At 65.2% G+C, this 20,642-nt stretch carries 17 protein-coding genes and 1 tRNA gene; 15 read left to right on the plus strand and 3 right to left on the minus strand.

Annotated elements, in window-relative coordinates; genetic code table 11:
• Positions 1-123 precede the first annotated feature (123 nt).
• Positions 124-1,134, plus strand: coding sequence for a hypothetical protein (locus ACV22Z_RS06985; protein ID WP_448075582.1), 1,011 nt, complete (start codon positions 124-126; stop codon positions 1,132-1,134).
• Between the two features lie 294 nt (positions 1,135-1,428).
• Here the strand turns inward: ACV22Z_RS06985 and ACV22Z_RS06990 are convergent, their stop codons facing one another.
• Together ACV22Z_RS06990 and ACV22Z_RS06995 are read right to left on the minus strand one after the other, a co-directional pair.
• Positions 1,429-1,890 carry a hypothetical protein gene (locus ACV22Z_RS06990; RefSeq protein WP_448075583.1) on the minus strand — a complete coding sequence of 154 codons (462 nt, stop codon included), beginning with the start codon at positions 1,888-1,890 and terminating at the stop codon, positions 1,429-1,431.
• 40 nt (positions 1,891-1,930) lie between these two features.
• Positions 1,931-2,017: transfer RNA gene (locus ACV22Z_RS06995), tRNA-Leu, on the minus strand.
• A 689-nt stretch (positions 2,018-2,706) separates the two neighbouring features.
• Here ACV22Z_RS06995 and ACV22Z_RS07000 point away from each other — a divergent pair.
• Positions 2,707-4,986, plus strand: coding sequence for an ATP-binding protein (locus ACV22Z_RS07000; RefSeq protein ID WP_448075584.1), 2,280 nt, complete (start codon positions 2,707-2,709; stop codon positions 4,984-4,986).
• A gap of 728 nt (positions 4,987-5,714) precedes the next feature.
• On the opposite strand, the gene ACV22Z_RS07005 is transcribed toward ACV22Z_RS07000, so the two are convergent.
• Entirely contained in the window at positions 5,715-8,666 is a 2,952-nt protein-coding gene (locus ACV22Z_RS07005) for a glycosyl hydrolase family 18 protein (RefSeq protein ID WP_448075585.1), read from the minus strand.
• Positions 8,667-8,974: 308 nt separating this feature from the next.
• Here ACV22Z_RS07005 and gbpA point away from each other — a divergent pair, with 308 nt between their 5' ends.
• From gbpA to ACV22Z_RS07070, 13 genes are all read left to right on the plus strand, one after another.
• Positions 8,975-10,435 carry an N-acetylglucosamine-binding protein GbpA gene (gbpA, locus tag ACV22Z_RS07010; RefSeq protein ID WP_448075586.1) on the plus strand — a complete coding sequence of 487 codons (1,461 nt, stop codon included), beginning with the start codon at positions 8,975-8,977 and terminating at the stop codon, positions 10,433-10,435.
• Positions 10,436-10,704: 269 nt separating this feature from the next.
• On the plus strand, positions 10,705-11,145 hold the full coding sequence (gspG, locus tag ACV22Z_RS07015) for a type II secretion system major pseudopilin GspG (protein ID WP_448075587.1): 441 nt from the start codon (positions 10,705-10,707) through the stop codon (positions 11,143-11,145).
• Positions 11,120-11,641, plus strand: coding sequence for a lytic transglycosylase domain-containing protein (locus ACV22Z_RS07020; RefSeq protein ID WP_448075827.1), 522 nt, complete (start codon positions 11,120-11,122; stop codon positions 11,639-11,641). The genes gspG and ACV22Z_RS07020 overlap by 26 nt, the downstream gene beginning before the upstream one ends.
• Complete coding sequence (locus ACV22Z_RS07025) at positions 11,638-12,822, plus strand: type II secretion system F family protein (RefSeq protein WP_448075588.1); 1,185 nt, start codon at positions 11,638-11,640, stop codon at positions 12,820-12,822. The genes ACV22Z_RS07020 and ACV22Z_RS07025 overlap by 4 nt, the downstream gene beginning before the upstream one ends.
• 54 nt (positions 12,823-12,876) lie before the next feature.
• The gene (locus tag ACV22Z_RS07030; protein WP_448075589.1) at positions 12,877-14,511 is read left to right on the plus strand and encodes a GspE/PulE family protein; all 1,635 of its coding nucleotides are present in this window, start codon (positions 12,877-12,879) and stop codon (positions 14,509-14,511) included.
• Positions 14,492-15,259 carry a hypothetical protein gene (locus ACV22Z_RS07035; protein WP_448075590.1) on the plus strand — a complete coding sequence of 256 codons (768 nt, stop codon included), beginning with the start codon at positions 14,492-14,494 and terminating at the stop codon, positions 15,257-15,259. Before ACV22Z_RS07030 ends, ACV22Z_RS07035 begins: the two co-directional genes overlap by 20 nt.
• Positions 15,256-15,786: a hypothetical protein gene (locus ACV22Z_RS07040; RefSeq protein ID WP_448075591.1), complete on the plus strand. Its 531-nt coding sequence runs from the start codon at positions 15,256-15,258 to the stop codon at positions 15,784-15,786. Before ACV22Z_RS07035 ends, ACV22Z_RS07040 begins: the two co-directional genes overlap by 4 nt.
• Positions 15,783-16,337, plus strand: a complete 555-nt coding sequence (locus tag ACV22Z_RS07045; RefSeq protein ID WP_448075592.1) for a hypothetical protein — start codon at positions 15,783-15,785, stop codon at positions 16,335-16,337. The genes ACV22Z_RS07040 and ACV22Z_RS07045 overlap by 4 nt, the downstream gene beginning before the upstream one ends.
• Positions 16,334-16,813, plus strand: coding sequence for a hypothetical protein (locus ACV22Z_RS07050; RefSeq protein ID WP_448075593.1), 480 nt, complete (start codon positions 16,334-16,336; stop codon positions 16,811-16,813). Before ACV22Z_RS07045 ends, ACV22Z_RS07050 begins: the two co-directional genes overlap by 4 nt.
• A 31-nt stretch (positions 16,814-16,844) precedes the next feature.
• On the plus strand, positions 16,845-19,262 hold the full coding sequence (locus ACV22Z_RS07055; RefSeq protein WP_448075594.1) for a secretin N-terminal domain-containing protein: 2,418 nt from the start codon (positions 16,845-16,847) through the stop codon (positions 19,260-19,262).
• Positions 19,259-19,741: a type II secretion system protein gene (locus ACV22Z_RS07060; RefSeq protein ID WP_448075595.1), complete on the plus strand. Its 483-nt coding sequence runs from the start codon at positions 19,259-19,261 to the stop codon at positions 19,739-19,741. The genes ACV22Z_RS07055 and ACV22Z_RS07060 overlap by 4 nt, the downstream gene beginning before the upstream one ends.
• Entirely contained in the window at positions 19,716-20,111 is a 396-nt protein-coding gene (locus tag ACV22Z_RS07065) for a type II secretion system protein (RefSeq protein ID WP_448075596.1), read from the plus strand. The genes ACV22Z_RS07060 and ACV22Z_RS07065 overlap by 26 nt, the downstream gene beginning before the upstream one ends.
• Positions 20,098-20,637 carry a type II secretion system protein gene (locus tag ACV22Z_RS07070; protein WP_448075597.1) on the plus strand — a complete coding sequence of 180 codons (540 nt, stop codon included), beginning with the start codon at positions 20,098-20,100 and terminating at the stop codon, positions 20,635-20,637. The genes ACV22Z_RS07065 and ACV22Z_RS07070 overlap by 14 nt, the downstream gene beginning before the upstream one ends.
• Positions 20,638-20,642 lie beyond the last annotated feature (5 nt).

Here is a 20,642-nt window from a genome sequence, read left to right on the forward strand (position 1 = left end):
GTCTCGCGCACCCGCGCGACAAAACCACGGGCAGGAAGCAGTTCTGCTGTCCGTCACGACGTTAATCGCGCTAGACCGAACTGCAAAAAACGAAAAACTAACGATCGTCGGAGCAACGGGGAAATGGACCGCAGATATGTGCTGGTTGGATTCGTACTGATCTTCTTTGCAGGCTTCTGGGTGGGGCATCATGGGGCAGTCGCGCAGAAGTCGGAAATCCGGAAGCTAAGGGCGATGCCTGCCATGCCCATCTGGAAAAATCCCCAATGCGTTTCAGCAAATATTAAAGAAAACGAGCACTTTGAAATCGCCGCTTCAACTCTGGAGCATGTAGCGCCGGCTTCGCCCGACTGGCTCGCCATCGGAGCCGAACGCTCGCTGAGCGAGGACCTGTATCGTAGGAGTCCAGGGAACCATGGAGTGAGGGTGTGTACTCCAGCAACGATTTATGGCCGTGTTGCCGCGGCGTTCGCGGGAATCGCCATCAAGGGCAGGTTTGACCGCCATGAGCTGAGGCTAGCCTCCTATTTGCAACCTACGCCCGCTAATGTTGTGGATGCCGTGGCGCAAATAGCGTTTTCCCCGCGGCCGGTAATCGACGACGACAGCGGTGGACAAGTCGACGGCGATATTCGGCCATATGCAATGACCGTTCTGGCAGGCTTTGGACCCGAATCGGCGCGATATGCAGCCGAAGCATTCAAGCAGATTTCCAGCGAGAACTCGATTGGCACTGGCGCGGCACAAGTCGCAGCGGCCGGTGGACAGCCAGATGCGCTCACGCGGATAGAGTCTCTTATGAATGAACTTCTTGCCACGGTCCCGGACGACAAACCGATTCCACTAGCGACTCGCGACCGACTTTATGAGCTGTCGTGGGCAATCGCTTTTTCAGGTGAGTCTGCGAAAGACCACGTAGCACCGGTTATCAGGCTCATGGGACGGCAGGTCCAAAGTGGAGCGCCTCCGTTCGGAGCGGTTAGTCTTCATCCGAAGAGGATGTGCGAAGTTCTGTCCAAAATCTATGGCGACAGCGACCGTGTGAATCGCGAGTTCTCGTACTGCGCGGACGACGCTCCATTGGAATCGTATCCCCAAGGAGCATTTGCATTCGCGTCGGCGCAAGGTCAGTAAGACCCGTCCGATGGGCTCTTTACCGCACCGGAGTGTCCGTTTTCGGGTTCTCATGAAAGACTCTTACGGGTCGTGAAGACTCATTCGACGGCGGTGAGAGCTGCCATTCGTCGATGCCGGTTTGCGAATATCAGCAAAGGAACTTGCAGCCGCCACGGCTCCCGATCACCAACCGTCGGCTTCGGCCGATTTGCGGCCGCGATCTCATGTGGACACGCGTGATTGTTCGATATGGCGTTCCTGAGCGTCCTGCGTCAGCCCCAGGAAATCGAACATGCACGAATCCTTCAATTCTTAGTGCGGCAGATCGCGTTGCGGCGGCGGCAACCGCGCGTCAAAATTGGTGATGGAGGCTCCGGGGCGCGAATAAGTGTGGGTATCGATCTGCATCGCACGCGCGTTGCGGAACCAGCCGTGCTCGAGCGATTGGGCCGCATACCAATCGCGTCCGCCCGGCTCTTTTTGTCCAGCAAGGTCACGATATGAGACCAAGGCAATTGTGCAGCGGCGTGTTGCACACAATTGCCGGCGTCGGCCATGCTTGAGCAACGTCCACATGTGCTTGAGATTGCGAGGTGAAAACCCTTGCAGATGGAACGCAAAACTTAGTTCTGCGCCTCGCGGCAGCGGTGAGTACATTTCCAAGACTCGAACTTTCATGTACTCAAAAACGTACTCATTCGCCATCGGCTTATCGCAGAACGCGAACACATTCAGGCGCCCGAAAAGCAAAAAGCCCGCAACAGCGGGCTTCATCGCAAACATCGTCCAGCAAACTGATCTGGATCTATTTTTCTGGTGCCCAGGAGAGGACTCGAACCTCCACGGTGTTGCCACCGCTAGGACCTGAACCTAGTGCGTCTACCAATTCCGCCACCTGGGCACGTTTCGCTTGTTGCTGCATCGCGAAAGAAAGCAATTATAGCGTGTCCCAATGGGCTGTCAACATGATTTCATCGAAAGCGATGAAAAAGATCGACCCCATCGGACGGCCGTTCACGCGCTGGTCGGCGCCGTCTGTTTTCCGGCGAAATCCCGGCGAAATCCCGGCACGACGCCTGCTTCGTATCGACGCCCACCGGCAAGCCGTTCGGTCGGGAGAATCGTGTTGCCGGATCTTGCGCTGTTCGCCAAAGTTTTGCGGGGCCACTTCATGGTCGAGCAACCGCGTTCTGTACGCGCGAACGATAGCCTCGGACGGCGCGCATCGACGAAGAACGGATGCGTTCTGACGACGTGTTGGAGGGTAAAAATTAAGACAAGTACGAAACCAAATATAAAAGCCATGGGACAAGGTTTAATTGGGCCTGGTGCTTAAAATAAATCGAGATAGTTCGGGCAACATGGCGCCTTCGCAACCAGCGGCACGAATGCCGTGCGGTTGGATTTTGAGGGACCCGGGGCCGCCTGAGCGATAGTGGTGTGGCGGGATCGCGAGCGCGACGAAGAAAGCGGCCATTGCCGCAACCATGCAGGAAGCGTGCAGCCGAAACGAACTCGGGCGAATAAAACAATAACGTGGACCAAACCATGCCTGATTGGCTCAATCGAGTCTGGAAAATTGCAGCATCCGTGCGACCCGCCGTATGGCCGCTCACGGCCGGCGTCGTATTGCTGGCGGTGCTCAGCTGTACGCCGACGGCCGAGGCGTTGCTGTCGCCGCTCGACCGTTTGTACTGGAATCTGGTGGTGACCGGCGTCGATCACGGCGATCGCGACGAGGTCGTCGTCATCTCGATCGACAAGAAGACGATCGCGGAACTGGGTACCGGCGAGAGCTATGCGCGGACGTCCCATGCGCAGGTGCTCGATCGGCTCGGCGCCGCTTCGAGCGTCGTGCTCGACATGACGATGTTCAGCTCGGCGCCCGGCGACAAGGTGCTGGCGGCCGCGATCGAGCGGCAAGGGGGCGTCGTGTTGCCTGCCCACGTGTCGCAGGAGGCCACGCGGGCCGATACCGTGCTGCTGCCCGAGCCGCGGTTGCGCGCCGCGGCGGCGGCCGTCGGCCAGCGCAGCGTCGTGCTGGGCAGCGACCATCTGGTGCAAGGCATCGTGCCGTATATCCGTGCAGACAATTCGGCCGAAGAGCTGGCGCACGTCGCGCTGCAGGCGATCCGCGTGGCGGGCGCGTCGCTGCCGGCCGGCGACGTGCGCCACCAGGTGCAGGACCATGTGTCGAATCTGGGGCACGTCGAGGCGCGCTCGCTCGCGCTGTTCTTGCCGGCGCGCTTCGACCTCGATCGCTATTCGTATGTCGATGTGCTGAAGGGGCGCATTCCCGAGTCGGCGTGGCGCGGCCGTGTCGTTTTCATCGGCGATGCGATGTCGGATCTGTCCGGTGCATACGACTTGTCGACGTCCGAGGGCGGCCGGCTGCGGCGCGTCGAGGTCGATGCGCTGGTCACGCAGGCGCTGCTCGATGGCCACATCCTGCGGCGCGAGCCGACGGCGATCCAGGTCGGCGTCAGCGTCGCGGTCGCGACGGGGATGCTGCTGATCTGCATGTTGGTGCCGGGCTGGCGCATGTACGCCGTCGCGCTCGCGTGGATGGCCACGTTCGTCTCCGTCTCACTGGTGCTGCTCGTGCATGGGTCGTACTGGATGCCGATCGGGCCAGTGTTTGCCGTGTGTATATTGATTTTCGCGATCTGCGGCTGGCGGCGTGCCGGCAGCCTGCGGACGTTCATGCTGAACGAATACGGGCTGCTGCACCAGCTGGCCGGCAAGCACGCGTTCGCCGGCTTGCCGCACGCGGCGGGTGCCGATGCCGAGCTGCCGAGCGCGGACGAAGTCGAGATCGCGATGCAGCACATTCGCGCATGGCAGATGGCTTATGTCGACATGATCGAGACGCTGCCGTATCCGATCTTCGTCGAGCAGCACGGCAAGCTGCTGCTGTGCAATGCGGGCGGCCGCGCGATGCTGGAGACGTTCGGCGCGGACGGTGACCGCGACGCAGCCGTCCGGCAAGTGCTGTCGATCGCACACGACGAAGTGCAGATCGCGAAGGCGAGCGGCAAGATTCACTCGGCGGAGCTGACGCTGAACGGGCGCACGCAGATGATGATGGTGACGCCGTTCGGCGACGGCGAGCAGCAACATTCGACGGCGAGCATGATCTGCTTCGTCGATATCCACAACATCAAGGCCGCGGTCGAAAGCGACCGGCTGACGTTGCGACACATGGCGCATGACCTGCGCAACCCGCTGTCGACGGTGCTGTCGCTGCTCGAGGAGCGCAACCACGCCGACGGCGCGACCGACGAGGATTTCCTGACCGACCTGCACAAGCTCGTCGACTACAGCCTGCGCGTCGCACAGGATTTCACGCAGTTGTCGCGCGCCGAGCATCTCGACACCAGCGCCTATGTGGCGGTATCGGCGAACGACCTGGCGGCGGAGGCGGTCGATCATCTCTGGCACTGTGCGAATGCGAAGCGAATCTGCGTCGAGGGCCCGCATTACGAGGGCGACGACGTGTTCGTGTCCGGCAATCGCGACATGCTGCTGCGTGCGCTGACCAATCTGCTCGACAACGCGATCAAGTACTCGAACGAGGATACGACGGTCGACGTGTGGATCGACGCCGACGATCGGCAGGTGACGATGGCGGTGCAGGATCAGGGGATCGGCATCCCCGCCGACGCGCTGCCGTGCCTGTTCGAGCCGTTCTTCCAGATCGACGGCTCGCACCGTGACCCCAGCCGCGGCGTCGGCCTCGGGCTGCCGTTCGTGAAGGCCGTGGTCGAGCGCCACGGCGGCTCGATCGACGTGACGTCGACGCCGGGGCAGGGCAGCCGCTTCACCGTGCGTTTGCCGAGAACCGCTGCAGAAGCGCTCGAAGACGCGTGACCTGAGCCGGGCAGCAACGGCGGCGTGGTCGCACGCTTCGTTGACGTCGGGTCGAGAGTGAAACCGGATGGTTGAAAGGCCGGGTCCTGTATCGCACAGGGCCCGGCTTTTTTGCGTTCGGGCGCGGCGTTTGTCGCGACGCAGGGGATGCGGAGGCCGGCTTGCCTTGCAGGCTGCCTGACGATTGCGCCGTTTCGAGGCGGCGCAGGCCTGTCGAGCACGCGGATGGGTTTTCGTCGCCGTGAGTCACGCGATAGCGGGCGACAGGGAGATTGCTCGCCGCGCGAGCATGAGGGGCGAGCGCGCGGGGGGCTTCGTTTCGCTGTTTGCAGCGGACCTTCTGCGAGGCCGGATACCGATCCCGCAGGCTTGGCGCCATCGCGGATGGCGAAGCAGGGTGGAGGTCGAGGACGCAATCGATATGACGCGGTGACGCCGTGACGACATCAGCATGGGTGCGTTGCGTTTGTGGCCTGCGCATGTACAACCGTCCGTATTGCCGCGGACGAACCTCCGCCAACCGCAACCCAAACGAAACCGTCTCCATGATGGTCCCCAAAAAGAACAATCCCCACGCAGCGTAGTCCGCTGCGTGGGGATCGGGCTGACCATCTCATTGACGCCCTCGCACGAGGCGAGGGCGATACCGGCATCAGCCGTTGTGCGTCGGGAGACGCGGGTTCAGATCGGCCGGGGCACCGAGGCGGCGCCGCCGGCCTGGACTGGCATTACTCCTTGTGCTCATCCCATGCCTGGTCCCACGCGGAGCCCTTGCCCGGCTCGTACGCCCAGGCCGCCATCGAACACCAGTTGGTGTACGGGAACGGCTTGCAGCGGTACAGCTTGCCGTTGCTGGAAACGATGTCGCCGGCGTTGTACTTCGTGCCTTCCTTGTACTGCGCGTGATTGCCGCCGCTGCCGCCACCTTCGCCGCTGCCACCTTCGCCGCCGCCGCTGCCACCGCTGCCACCGCTGCTTTCGCCGCCGTTGCCGCCGCTACCACCGCCGTTACCACCACCGCCGGTGCTACCGCCGTCGTTGCCGTAGAGCGTCCACGCGTCGTTCCACGCGAAGCCCTTGCCCGGCTCATACGCCGTCGGCGAACCCGAGCACCAGCCGCTGTTCGGGAACGGCTTGCACTGGTACAGCTTGCCGAGGTTCGACACGATGTCGCCGGCGTTGTACTGCGTACCGGCCTTGTACGCCGGGTACTTGCCGCCTTCGCCGCCGCCGCCGTTACCGCCGTTACCGCCGCCTTCGCCGCCGCCCGCATCCTTGGCCTTCACCAGGACGGTGTGATTCGCGGTGCTCGACAGCTTGCCGTCGCTGACCGTGACCGAGAACGTGAACGACTGGTCCTTCGCGAGCGTCGGCGCAGTGAAGTTCAGCTTCGCGCCTGCCGGCGTGGCCTGGATGCCGGTCGGGACGTTCCACTTGAAGCTCAGCTTGTCGCCGTCCGGGTCGGTCGATTTGTCAGCCGACAGTACGACGGCCTGACCGGCTTGAGCCGTTGCCGGGCCGCCGAGCTGCGCGACCGGCGGACGGTTTTCCGCCGGCGGCGGTTCGACCGCGGTGTCCGCCTTGGCGGTGACGACGACTTGCGCGCTGTCCTTGAGGCCGGCCGGATCGGTGACCGTCACGCGGAACGTGTACTTCGTGTCCTGCTTGACCGACGGAATGCCGACGCTTGCCTTCGCACTCGTCGCGTTGGCGATCTGCAGCGGCGTGCCGCCGATCTGTTCCCACTTGTAGGTCAGCTTGTCGCCATCCGGATCGCGCGACTTCGAGGCGTCGAGCGTCGCCGTCGCCGGCCCGGTGATCGTCATGTCGGTGCCGGCGTTCGCGACCGGCGGATGGTTTTCCGCACCGCCGCCGCCTTCGTTGCCGTGGCCGAGGCCCTTGTGCATCGCATTCAGGATGTCGCCGTTGTCGGAGTCGATTTCCCACGAGAACAGGCCGCCCAGCTGGTGCGCGCGCACGTAGTCGCCCTTCGCGATAACGGAGCGCTCGTCGTCGAAGGTCAGGAGTTCGCCGGTGCTCTTGTTGAACACGTACGGCGCTTCGGCCTTCTGGTCGTAGTGATACTCGTAGCCGTTGATGCCGGCGTTGTTCGGCCCGATCATGTCCGCCTTGAGCTTCTTGTAGTCAAGGATGCCCTGTTCCCACTGACCCTTGTGCGGCCCCGTCGCCGTGCCGGTGAACGGGTTGCCGTCGGCATAGCCGTGCACGCCGGTCCAGCCGCGGGCGTAGGCCGCCGCGCCGACCACGAGCTTCTTCGGATCGACGCCCTGCGCGAGCAGCGCCTTCATCGAGTTGTCCGTCGTGTACGCGGTGTCCGGCTTCCAGCCCGGTGCATACAGCGCGGTCTGGTGACCGAGATCCTTCAGACTGAACGCACCGTAGAAGTCGTACGTCATGTCGAAGATGTAGTCCATGTACTTCGTGGCTTCCTTGTAGTTCACCACGTCGATCTTGTCCTTGCCCGCACCGATCGCAGACGTCAGTTCGTACGTCCGGCCGGTTTCCTGCGACAGCTTGTCGAGCATCTGCCGCAGTTCCTTCATCAGCGTCACGTACAGCTGGCCGTCCTTCGCCGGATCGCCGAGCGACGGGTTCACGCCCTTGCCGCCGGGGAACTCCCAGTCGATGTCGACGCCGTCGAAGAACTTCCACGTGCGCAGCAGCTGCTCGGTCGAGTCGACGAACACCTTGCGCTTTGCCGGGTCATGCAACTTGAAGAACGGGTCGGACAGCGTCCAGCCGCCGATCGACGGCAGGATCTTCAGGTTCGGGTTGCGCTTCTTCGCGGCCATCATCTGGCCGAGCACGCCCTTGAGCTTCGAGTTCGCGGTCTGGCCCGGCAACGTCTTGGCCATTTCACCGTAGGTGTCGTGGATCGCGACGCTGAAGTCGGGCAGGCCCTTGCAGCTCTGCTGGAGCGTGTTGAACGAGCCCGGCAGGTCCTTCGCGAGCGACGCGTTCACGTCCGCGCCGCCGCAGATCGGGATGAAGCCGTACAGCATGTGCGTGAGGTTCTCGACCGGCACGTTGTCGACGTTGAACTTGCGGTCGTAGATCGACCAGGTCGCGAAGTACGTGCCGACCACCGAGCCGGACGTGTTCGCGTACGGCTTGTGATTCTTGCTCGCGTTGTTCGGCAGATCGTCCGCGAGTTCGGGAATCGTGTCGAACACGACCACGTCGAGCGGCGCGCTGTCGGTCGCCGCGCCATTCGCGTCGATCACGCGCACCTGCATCTTCTTCACGCCGGGCGTCTTCACGTTCGCGATTACCTGGCCGCTCTGCGTGCCGCCGGGCGTCATCCTCACCTCGGAAGTCGGGTCGACGACACCGTCGACCAGCGCGACCGCCTTCACCGCGGTGCCGTTGCTCCAGATGTCGAACGGCAGCGGCACGTCGACCTTCTTGTTCAGCTTGACGATGTCCTTGTACGGCGCGACGCCGGCCTTCTGCATGTCGATTTCGACGAAGCCATGCGGCTGGGACGTGATTTCGTACTGTTTCAGGCTGGGTTTGCCGGGTGCGGCGAATGCGGCGTTGGCAAAGCTGAGTGCGCTGGCGGCCGCGAGTGCCGCATAGGCGAGGTGCGTACGGCGTAGCGAGCGGCGTCGAACCACGAGGTCAAGAGTCGGTTTCTTCGAATTCAATTTGGTAGCCATCCATCCTTGTGTTGAAAAGAGTGTCGCGATTGCCGGCGCATTTTTCTGTCTGGACGGCGTGGCGGCAATGAATCTCAATGCAATCTCAACAGGGGCTGGTCAAGGCCGTGCACGCGTGTATGGGGATGGCCGACGACAGAGCAGGGAATCGTTTAGAGATCGTTGAGGAAGATTCGCGATTGAAAGGCGCTTGCCGATACTGCACTCAGCGTTTCGTCAGCAGAACATGCGTCACGCCATTCCTGACGTTCGATCGCGATTCGTCGAACGAAGCAAACCCCGATCAACTTTCAACCAAACGGAATCAGATGAGAACCCGAACTGCGAAAAAGACCCTCTTTGCCCTGTCGCCGCTCGTGGCCTGCGCGTCGATGTTCTTCGCCCAGGCAGCATTCGCGCATGGCTACCTGTCCGAGCCGCCGTCGCGCGGCCTGCTGTGCAGCGCGAAGGGGGGCAAGATCGAAAACTTCAATTGCGGTTCGGTCGCCTATGAACCGCAAAGTATCGAAGGCAAGCAAGGCTTCCCGGCCGCCGGCCCGAAGGACGGCGAGATCGCGAGCGGTGGCGTCACGCAGTTCAGCGAACTCAACGAACAGTCCGTCGATCGCTGGAAGCTCAACACCATCAAGCCGGGCGCGCAGAAGTTCAAGTGGACGTTCACCGCGGCGCACGTGACGAAGGAATTCAAGTACTACCTGACGAAGCAGGGTTGGAATCCGAACGCGAAGCTCACGCGCGACCAGTTCGATCTGACGCCGTTCTGCACGATCGACGGCGGGATGAAGAAAGCCGACGAGATCGGCCCGCACAACTGCACGATTCCGTCGGACAAGAAGGGCCATCACGTGATGCTGACGACGTGGCACGTCGGCGATACGGCCGGCATGTTCTACAACGTCGCTGACCTGAACATCACCGACGACGGCGGCGGCGCAACCGATCCGGGCAAGCCCGCGTGGTCGAACGTCGGCAGCATCGCGCCGATCATGGACCTGAAGGCTGGCGACAAGGTCACGAACCGCGTGTTCAAGTCGACCGGCGAAGTGCCGGCGATGAAGACCACGGTGACGATCGGCTCCGCGCAGCAGGGTGAACGCAACATGTGGCCGATGCTGCTCGCGAAGGAAATCAACCGCGTGCAGTCGGCTAACCTGATGGCCGGTGTCGAGCGCGAAGGCCGCATCGAGCCTTCGCTCGGCAAGAACGACGTGTTCTCGAAGAAGGGCAGCGGCATCGTGCGCACCGAGACGACGATCGATCACCAGCCGGACGGCATCGACGAAGGCTTCAGCATCTCGAACAACGGCGAGTTCAAGATCCAGAACGGCAAGGCGACCGCGAAGTTCTTCCTGAAGTTCAATCACGCGAAGGACACGAACGTCACCGTGAAGGTCTACGACGCGTCGAACTCGCTGGTCGGCTCGAAGTCGGCGACGATGCGCATGCAGGGCGACGTGAACGTCGACATCGCGAACGCGAAGGCAGGCAAGCACACGGCCGTGGCGACGTCGCAGATCGAAGGCGGCACGCTGAAGCAGGAAACCACCACGTTCAAGCTGACCAGCGACGCGGGCGGCGGCGAAGGCGCGCAGTGCCAGGCCGAATGGAAGCAGGGCACGGCCTACACGGGCGGCGCGAAGGTGCAGCACAACGGCCGCACGTACGAGGCGCGCTGGTGGACGCAGAACGAGGTTCCGGGCAACCCGGCCTCGACGGGTGCGGACCACTCCGGCAAGGTGTGGAAGGACCTGGGTGCCTGCGCCAAGTAACGACCTGACGAGCAGGTGAAACGAGCCGCACGCTGCAAAGCGTGCGGCTTTTTTATTGCCGGCGACTGCAGATCGGCGGCTTGAAACAGTTATTGATATTTCGTTGAGGAAAGTGGTGACGTGGGTCGCCCCCCGGGAAAATCACGTCATCGATCGGTGCTTTCCTTCAATCGAATACGCATCCGCGAAAGCGCCATTCACCTGCCGTCTGCAACACGACGGCCTCCGGCCGCGACGCCGCGCCGGGATCTCTACCGAGGGCATATGACGTGAAACCGAACTATCTGAAGTGGACGAAACGACGTGGCCAAAAGGGCTTCACCCTGCTGGAGCTGTTGGTCGTGCTGCTGATCATCGCACTGCTGGCCGGCTATGTGGGTCCGAAACTTTTCTCGCAGGTCGACAAGGCGAAGGTCAAGTCGACGGAAGCGCAGATGAAGACGCTGGGCGACGCGGTCTCGCAATTCCGGCTCGACATGGGCCGCTATCCGACGCCCGACGAAGGGCTCGACGCACTGGTCAAGGCGCCGCCGGGCGCCGAAGGCTGGAACGGCCCGTATCTCGCGAAGGCAGTGCCGAAGGACGGCTGGGGGCGAGCGTACCAGTGGAACGTGCCGGGCCGCGACGGCGAAGCGGAGATCGTGTCGCTCGGCCGCGACGGTCGGGTTGGCGGGAGTGGCCTCGATGCAGACCTCGTTTATGGCATGTAAGGGCCTGCGTCGCTGGGTGGCCGCGGTGGCGCTGTTCGCCGCCAGCGCATCCGGCGCCGCCGCCAGGGACTGCTGGACCTGGGCAGGCGATCAGCATGGCATCGATCCGCTGCTGCTCGTCGCGATCGCGAAAGTGGAGTCGTCGATGAATCCGCGCGCGATGAACTGGAACCGGAACGGCACCTACGACATCGGGCTGATGCAGATCAACAGCACGCATCTGCCGCGTCTCGTCAAGGTCGGCGTGACGCACAAGCGGCTGATCGACGAGCCGTGCACGTCGATCGCCACCGGCGCGTCGATTCTCGCCGATTTCATCGATCGGCACGGCTACACCTGGAACGCGGTCGGCGCCTACAACGCCGGATCTTCACCGAAGCGCGCGCCGGCCCGCAAGGCTTACGCCACCAAGGTCTGGAAAGAGTACCGCGCGTTGACGAGCGATCGCGACGCGAGCCTCGAGAAACTTGATGCATGGCGGAGGAAGTCGCGATGAACGCGTTTCGGGTACGTGTGCTCGCCGACGGCAAGGTCTCGCAGCAGACGGTCGAAGGGGCGAGCGAGGCGGACGTGCGCGCACGGCTCGCGGCGCAGGGCGCGGTCGTGGTCGAGATCCGGCGCGAGGCGGGCTTCGGGCGCCGTCGCGGCGCGCCGAAGTTTGCGCTGACGCTGTTCCTGCAGGAATTGTCGACGTTGCTCGACGCGGGCCTCGTGCTGATCGAGGCGCTCGAAGCGTTGCGCGACAAGGCGGATTCGGGCAAGGACGCGAAACATGTGATCGACCGGATTCTCGCGGTGATGGTCGAGGGGCAGCCGTTGTCGAAGGCGCTTGCGCAACAGCCGGCCATTTTCCCGCCGCTGCTCGTCGCGACGATCGAATCGTCGGAGGGCAGCGGTCAGTTACCGGTCGTACTGAAGCGCTATCAACAGTATGAAGTGCGAATCGAACAGGTCCGCAAGCGCGTCACCGGCGCGCTGATCTATCCGGTCGTCGTGATCGGCGTCGGCATCGCGATCCTGCTGTTCATGGCGTTCTTCGTGATTCCGCGCTTCGCGGTGGTGTTCGAGTCGCTGGCCACGCTGCCGGCGACCGCGCAGGCGATGCTCTGGTGGGCGACCCTGCTGCGCGAGAACGGGATGGCGGTCGGGCTGGCGGTCGCGGCGTCGTTCATCGGCGCGGGGCTGGCGGTCCGCTCGGCGGCCGTCAAGCGCGCCGCGCAGCGGCTGATGTGGCGCGCGCCGAAAGTGCGAGACATCTGCGCGCTGTTCGCGCTCACGCGGTTCTACCGGACCGTCGGCCTGCTGATCGCGGGCGGCACGCCGGTGATCATCGCGCTGGAGCTGTCCGGCAAGGTCTTGCCCGAGCATTTCCGCGGGCGGCTGGCAGCGGCGCTGACCGAAATGCGCGCGGGACGTCCGGTCGCCACCGTGCTGGCCGAGTATGCGCTGACGACGTCGGTCGCCGAACGGCTGCTGCGCGTCGGCGAACAGAGCGGTGACCTGGGGGGGATGTGCGAGCACATTGCGCAGTTTCATGACGGCGCGCTCGACCGCGCGATCGAGATGCTCAGCAAGGTGTTCGAACCGGTGCTGATGCTGGCGGTGGGCGCGACGGTCGGCGCGGTGGTCCTGCTGCTCTACATGCCGATCTTCGAATTGGCCGGCAGCGTCGGATAGCGAGCCGGGCCGACCCGGCCTTCGCGATCCCGCTGACCAACAGGAGAAAATTCAATGAATACGGAACACATCGTTCAACGCTGGCAGTCAGAGTCGGAGGCGTCCGGCGTCGGCTTCGCGCAATACGTCGACGGCCTGCTGTGCGGCGACGCGGCGGTGCTCGCCGAAGTGGCTGCCTCCCTCGGTGTCGGCGCGGTCGATGCCGATACGCTGCGGGCGGCGCCGACGCGCTTCGACCTGCTGCCGCTGCACGACGCGCTGACCTGGCGCGTGCTGCCGATCGAACTCGACGGCCTGGCCTGCGTCGTCCTGGCCGACCCGTTCGCGCGCCAGGTGCGCGACGAACTGCTCGCGCGTTTCGGCGCACAGCCGATGCAGATGGCAATGAGCGTGCCCGGTGAGGTCGAGCGGCTGCTCGGTGAAGTCGAGTCGAACGAGCGGCTGATGGACGACGTGACGATCGATGCGCAAGGCGATTCGCTCGCAAAGGCGATCGAATCGATCTCGCTCGCGAGCATCGCGAAGGACGAAAGCCCGATCATCCGGCTCGTCAACACGACTCTCTACGACGCGTTGCAGAGCCGCGCGAGCGACATCCACCTCGAAGCGGTACCGGACGGCCTGTCGATCCGCTACCGGATCGACGGCGTGCTGCAGTCGATCCGTCACATTCCGGGGCTCGAAACGGCCGCGCAGACGCTGTCGCGTCTCAAGGTACTGGCGGCGCTCGACATCGCGGAAAAGCGCGTGCCGCAGGACGGCCGTTTCAAGGTCGTGATGCAGGGCCGCGAGATCGATTTCCGCGTGTCCATCATTCCCGGCACCTATGGCGAGAACGCGGTGATGCGCGTGCTCGACAAGTCGCAGCGCGGCGACAGCGTGAGCCTCGACGTGCTTGGCTTCGACGCGCAGACGGCCGCGCGCGTGCGCGCGCTCGCGCACCGGCCGTACGGGCTGATGCTCGTGACGGGGCCGACCGGCAGCGGCAAGTCGACGACGCTGTATGCGGTGCTGTCGGAAGTCAACACGGGCGACGACAAGATCATCACGATCGAGGATCCGGTCGAATACGAGCTGAAGGGTGTGCTGCAGATTCCGGTCAACGAGCGCAAGGGGCTCACGTTCGCGCGCGGGCTGCGCGCGATCCTGCGGCACGATCCGGACACGGTGATGGTCGGCGAGATCCGCGACGAGGAAACCGCGTCGATCGCGGTGCAATCGGCGCTCACCGGCCACCGTGTGCTGTCGACGGTGCACGCGAACGACGGCTTCAGCGTGATCGACCGCTTCATCTACATGGGCGTCGAGCCATCGACGTTTCTCGAGGCGCTGAACGGCGTCGTGTCGCAACGTCTGGTGCGGCGGATCTGCGCAAGCTGCGGCGGCTCGGCGGCCGACGGCGCGGACCTGGCCGACATGTCGCTCGACGATCTGAAGCGCGTGGTGACGCCCGGCGCGGGTTGCGAAACCTGCCGAGGCACCGGCTATCACGGCCGGATCGGACTTGCCGAAGTGCTGACGCTCGATGCGGCGATGAAGGCCGCGTTGCTCGAGCGTTCGATCGAAAAGCGTGCGCAGGCGCTCGCGAACAATGCCGACTACCAGTCGATGCGCGATGCGGGCCTCGCCGCGATTCGCGCGCGCTTGACCACGTTCCAGGAGGTGCAGCGTGCGATCGCTGTGGAATAACGTCATCGCGGTGCTCGACGCCGACCAGCTGCGCGTGTGGACGAGCCGCGACTGGCGCGCACGACGCGCGGGCGAGCCGCAGATTGTCGTCGCGCACGACGGCCAGCCCGCCGAAGCGCTGGCGCAGGTGCTCGGCGGTCTGCCGAAGGCGCGCCTGCCGATGCTGAACCGCGTGCACGTCGTCGCGGGGCATCCGTGGACGCATGGCGTCGTGCTGCCCTGGCAGGACGGGCTGGTGTCGGACGCCGCGTGGGACGGTTACGCGCGCGCGCTGTTCGCCGCGCGCGCGCAGCGCGGTGCGCTGCGGATTCGCTTCGAGGGTGGACGGCGCGGCCGCGCGCAGCTCGCGGTGGCGGCTTGCGACAGCTTGCTCGTGTTGCTCGACGAGACGTGCCGCGCGGCCGGCTGGCGGCTCGTCAGCGTGCGCGACGCGCTGTCGGCTTCGCTTGCTGCGCATGCAAGGCACCTGAACGGCGACGACTTCCGCTACGCGCTGCTGCAGCCGCGCGTCGTCACGTGCGTGTTTCGGCGCGCAGGCGAGTGGGCCGACGTGGTCACGCTGCCGCGCGCGGGCGCTCGCAGTCTCGACGACTGGTTCGCGGCCGCGGCGTTGATGGCCGGACAGCCGCTGGTCGGCGCGGCCTTTGCGAGCGCGCTCGACGGGACGCTGCCGAGCGCGGCTGCGGACGGCGTCACGCTGCTCGACGACGAGGACCGGACCGTGCCCATGCAGGAGGAGCCGGCATGAAACGCCTGAACGAACTGGATTTCGCGGCGCCGCGCACCCGCGTCACGCCGTGGGCGACCGTTGCGCTGTGCTGCGCGCTGCTGGCCGGCGCGTTCGTCGCGAGCGAGTGGTCGAGCGTCGAGCAGTTGCGCGACGAAGTCGACAGTATCGAAAGCCGCATCGACCAGCGCCAGCGCGCGATCGAGCGCGAGCAGCGCCGGCAGAAGAACCTGACGCCGGAGGAGCGCCGCATCGCACGCGTGCTCACCGAGCAGCGCACGAGTGTGAATGGCGCAGGGCCGTTGGCGGTCGACTGGATCGAACAAGCCTGGACGCCGCAGATCGCGCTGAAGTTGCTGACGGTCGACAAGGCCGGCCGCGAGGCGCGCCTCGAAGGCGGTGCCGCGCACCTGTCGCACATCTACATGTTCGTCGACCGCCTGAAGGACCGTCACCCCGACCGCAGGGTCCGCCTGATGCAGCACCGCACGAAAGTGGAGGACGGCAAGAACATTTTCTATTTCAGCCTGAACATCGAACAGCCATGAAGAACCTGAAATCAATCGACATGACCGCGCTCGCCGAGCGGCTGCGCTGGGGCGCCTATGCGGCGGCCCGCAAGCTCGGCATGCCGGGGCTGGTGGCAGGGGGGCTCGTCGTGGCACTGGTCGGCGTGCACGCGTGCTACCTGCAGCCGGGCGCCGAGCAGCTCGAGGCCGAGCGCGACGCGCGGACGAAGGAACTGGCCGCGCTGCCGAAGCCGGGCCAGAAGGCCGGCGACGGCGGCATGACGCTGCAGCAAGTGCAGCAATTGCGCAGCACCGAGCAGGCGTATTCGATCTTCCAGATCCTGACCCTGCACGGCATGGAGCGCAAGCATGCGACCTATCGCCGTGAAATCGAGGTGCAGGGCAAGCTGCGTCGGCTCACGATCAGCGTCGCGCTGACCGGCAGCTATGTCGGATTGCGCGAAGCGCTTCGCGAGATCGCGGAGCAGCCGATGGTGCGCATCGAGGGCATGTCGGTCGAGCGCGACCGGATCGACAGCACCAACGTGATCGCCGACCTGCGGGTCAGCCTGCTGGGGCCGGATGCATGATGCGCGCGCCCCTGATTCCGATCGCGACCGCGTTCGTGCTGGCCGCTGCCTGCATGGCGGGCGGCAGCGTGGCGAACGAACGTGCCGAGCTGGAGCCGATCGTCGACCTCTTTCCGGCGCAGAGTTGGGCGTCGCTCGGCGCGGAGACGGTGAGCGACGCCGAGCCGCCGCCCGACGCGGTGCCCGCGTCAGACATGCCGCCGCTCGACACGCCGATCGACGCGCCGCCGGTTGCGTCGGCGCCGTTCGACATTGCCGGCGAATGGCGCGAGAACGGCCATCGCATCGTCGTGCTTGAAAGCGCCGGCAAGACTTTCCTGCTGTGCGATTCGCGTTGCGATGTGCGCGGCGCGGTGCGGCCGGGCGGCGAGATCGCCGAAGGCTACCGGCTGAAGAAACTGGGCAAACAGGGCGCGGTGATCGTGACCCGTGGCGGCACCGATGTCGAGCTGTCGCCGCCCGTCCCGACTCCATGAACCCCGATTTGAACATGTGCCGAACACCATCATGAAACGTAAAGCCATTCTATTGCTCCTGATCTCGGCGCTCGCGCTGACAGGATGCGCGAGTTCCCCGTTCAATGCCGCGCCTGCCGCCGGCACGACGCCTGCCGAGCGCCTCAGCACGCTGCAGCAGAAGAAGCAGGCCGCGCCCGACGACATCGCACTCACCACCGCCGTCGAGGGCAGCCGGCAGGAATACGTACGCGCGGAGCTGAAGGAAGCCGACCGCGAGGTCGCGCTGGGCAACCATGCCGCCGCGATCGACCACCTGAACAACGTGCTGCGCGAGGAGCCGGGCAATTTCAAGGCCAGCCAGTCGCTCGAGCAGGTCAAGCGCCGCCAGCAGATGTCGGTCGACCTCGCGCGCGCGCAGCGCATCGGCGGCGAGAAGCCGCAGGAAGCGCTCGAGATCGTGCGACGGATTCTTGCCGAGCAGCCGAACCATGCGGACGCGAAGCGCCTGCGCGACACGCTGCTGAATCAGTCGCAGGCCGGCCGCACGGTGCGCCCGCAACTGGCTGACGCGCTGCGCAAGCCGGTGTCGCTGAACTTCCGGCAGCAGCCGCTCGCGAATATCCTCGATGTGATCTCGCGCGTGTCCGGCGTGAACTTCGTGTTCGACCGCGACGTGGATACCAGCCAGCCGGCGACGCTGTTCGCAGAGCGCACGACCGCCGAGGACGCGATCAACCTGCTGCTGCGCACCAACCAACTCGAGAAGAAGGTGCTCGACAAGCACACGCTGCTCGTCTACCCGTCGCAGCCGGACAAGGCGCGCAACTACACGGAGTTCGCGATTCGCACGTTCTTCCTGTCGCACGCGGACGCGAAGTCGGTGATGGCTGCGCTGCGCCAGATGATCAAGCCGAAGGACGTCTACGTGGACGAACGCGTGAACGCGGTCGTCATGCGCGATACGCCGGAAACCATCCAGGTCGCGGAGCGTGTCGTGATGGGCCTCGACATTCCGCAATCCGAAGTGACGCTCGACGTGCAGGTGCTCGAGGTCAACATGAACGACAGCCTCGATCTTGGCGTCCAGTATCCCGGCAAGGTCCAGTTCAACGCGCTGGGCAGCGTCGACGGCGGCGCGCTGACGCTCGCCGATCTGCTGCGCCTGAATCGCGATCGCGTCGGCGTATCGAGCGAATCGGGCGGGCTCGCACTCGCGATCGACATGTTGCAGAAGCAGGGCAAGACCAAGACGATCGCGAATCCCAAGATTCGCGTGCGCAACATGGAGAAGGCCAACATCAAGATCGGCGAGCGCGTGCCGATCGTCACGACCACCAACGCGAACGGCGTCGTCACCGAATCGGTCAGCTACCAGGACGTGGGCCTGATGCTGAAAGTCGAACCGCGCATCAGCCTGAACGAGGAAGTGAGCGTCAAGGTGAACATGGAGGTCAGCAGCATCCTGTCGAAGGAAACCACGAAGACCGGGCTCGTCGCCTATGCGCTCGGGACGCGCAACGCGGAGACGCTGATGACCGCGAAGAACGGCGAAACGCAGATCCTCGCCGGCCTGGTGAAGCGCAATGAAAGCGAAAGCATCGCGGGGTTGCCGGGCATGTCGGGCTTGCCGGTGCTCGGCCGGCTGTTCGGCTCGAACGGCCGCAGCAGCGAGCGCTCGGAGATCGTGCTGCTGATCACGCCGCATATCGAACGCAATCTCGACCTGCCGACGTCGGCGGTGACGACCTTCCTGTCGGGCACCGAGTCGCGCGTGACCACCGAAGCGCTGACGCTCGAGTCCGCGCACGCCGTGCCGGCGCGCGTGTCGTCGTCGGACGGCCCGGACCTGAACGCGCCGATCGAGCCGTCGAAGCCCGCGGGTAACGGCGCGAACGCCGAACCGGCCAACGCCGAAGCGGATCCGCAAGCCCCCGCGGACGCCGAGCCGCCCGCGCAGGGCGATGCGACGAGCCCGGCCGCCGACCGTGGCGTGCGCGGCGCCGGGATGATGCGTACGCGTGCGGATGCCGGGCGGCAACCGGCCACGGCAATCAAGACCGTGGCCGCCCATGTCGTGCCGGTTGCGATGCCCCGTGCGGCGGCGCTGCGAGGGGAGATGATGCGGGCCGTCGCCACCCCGGCGAACGCCGCCGACCTGCGTGCGGAAGTCGTCGCGATGCAGATCGAGCAGGATCGTGCGGGCGATACCGGCGCGGCGCAGCAGACGACGCAACCGGCTGCCATCGTGCGTGCCGTTGCGCCGGTGACCGTGGCCGATGCCGTGGCGCCGCGCGCGGCGCTCGCCGAGCCGCAGGTACGCGGCGAACATCGCATCGCCGCCGCGGTACGCTCGCTGATCGGCACGCTGCAGGCGTTCGTCGAGCGCTTCGCGGGCGAGCGCGAACCGGCGCCGGTGCGGTATGCCGACGCACCGGTGCTGCTGTCGCGTGCGCGGGGCCTCGCATGAGCGTCCGTCGACGTGCGCGCGGCTTCACATTGATCGAGCTGATGGTAGCGCTGACGCTGCTCGCGTTGCTGGCGACCGTTGCGCTGCCGCTGACCGACCTCGTCAAGCGCCGTGCGGACGAGGCCGAACTGCGCCGTGCGCTGGTGGTGATCCGTTCGGCGCTCGACGCGTACAAGGCGGCGGCCGATGACGGGCGCATCGAGCGCAGTGTCGACGCGAGCGGCTATCCGCCCGACCTGTACGCGCTCGTCGACGGCGTCGAGGACAAGAAATCGCCGGACGGCGCGCGACTGTACTTCCTGCGCAAGATTCCCGCCGATCCGATGTGCGAATGCGAAGGCAAGGCGCCTGAGGACACCTGGGAAACGCGCAGCTATGCGAGCGACCCCAACTCGTTCTCGTCCGGCGAGGACGTGTTCGACATTCGCTCGACCAACCGCAAGGAGGGCATCAATGGCGTCCCGTACAACCAGTGGTAGGCGTGCACGCCGCGCCGCCGGCTTCACGCTGATCGAACTGCTCGTCGTGATGGCGATCATCGCGGCGCTTACCGCGTTCGTCGCGCCCGGCTACCTGAAGCAGAGCGATCGCGCGAAGGAAACGGTGCTGCGTCACAACCTGAACACGCTGCGCCAGTCGATCGACGACTACCGGGCGGATCACGGCCGGGATCCCGACTCGCTCGATGTGCTGGTCCAGCAGCGCTATCTGCGCGAGATCCCGCTCGACCCGGTCACGGGCAAGCGCGGCTCGTGGCAGCCGCAGGCCGGCGACACGGGCGGCGTCGGGGACGTGAAGAGCGGCGCGAAAGGGCGCGCGCTCGACGGGAGCGCGTATGGGACGTGGTAATCGGCGGCGTGGCGACCGACGCCGCTGCCCGCGCGGGCAGCGCGGCATTGCCTATCTCGGCGTGCTGATGCTCGTCGCGGCGCTGGGGCTCAGCCTGATGCAGGCCGCGCGAATCTGGACGACGGTGCAGAAGCGCGATCGCGAGGCGCAGTTGCTGTTCGTCGGCGACCAGTATCGAGCGGCGATCGCAAGCTACTACAATGCGGCGGGAGGCAGCCGCTATCCGGAGTCGCTCGATGCGTTGCTCGAGGATCGCCGCGGGCTGCCGACGCAGCGCCACTTGCGGCGTCTGTATGCCGATCCGCTGACCGGGTCGACGCAGTGGGGGCTCGTGAAGGCGCCGGACGGCGGCATCATGGGCGTGTTCAGCGAGGCGTCGGGGCAGCCGCTGAAGCGCCAGGGCTTCCCTGCGCGGTACGATACGTTCGGCGACAGCGGCGCCTATAGCGAATGGGCCTTTGTTTACTTGCCGCCCGCTCCGGCCGACGGCGCGGCGAACGGGCTCGAGGGCGGGGCGGCATACTGAGACTG

The organism is Burkholderia sp. PU8-34 (assembly GCF_053427725.1).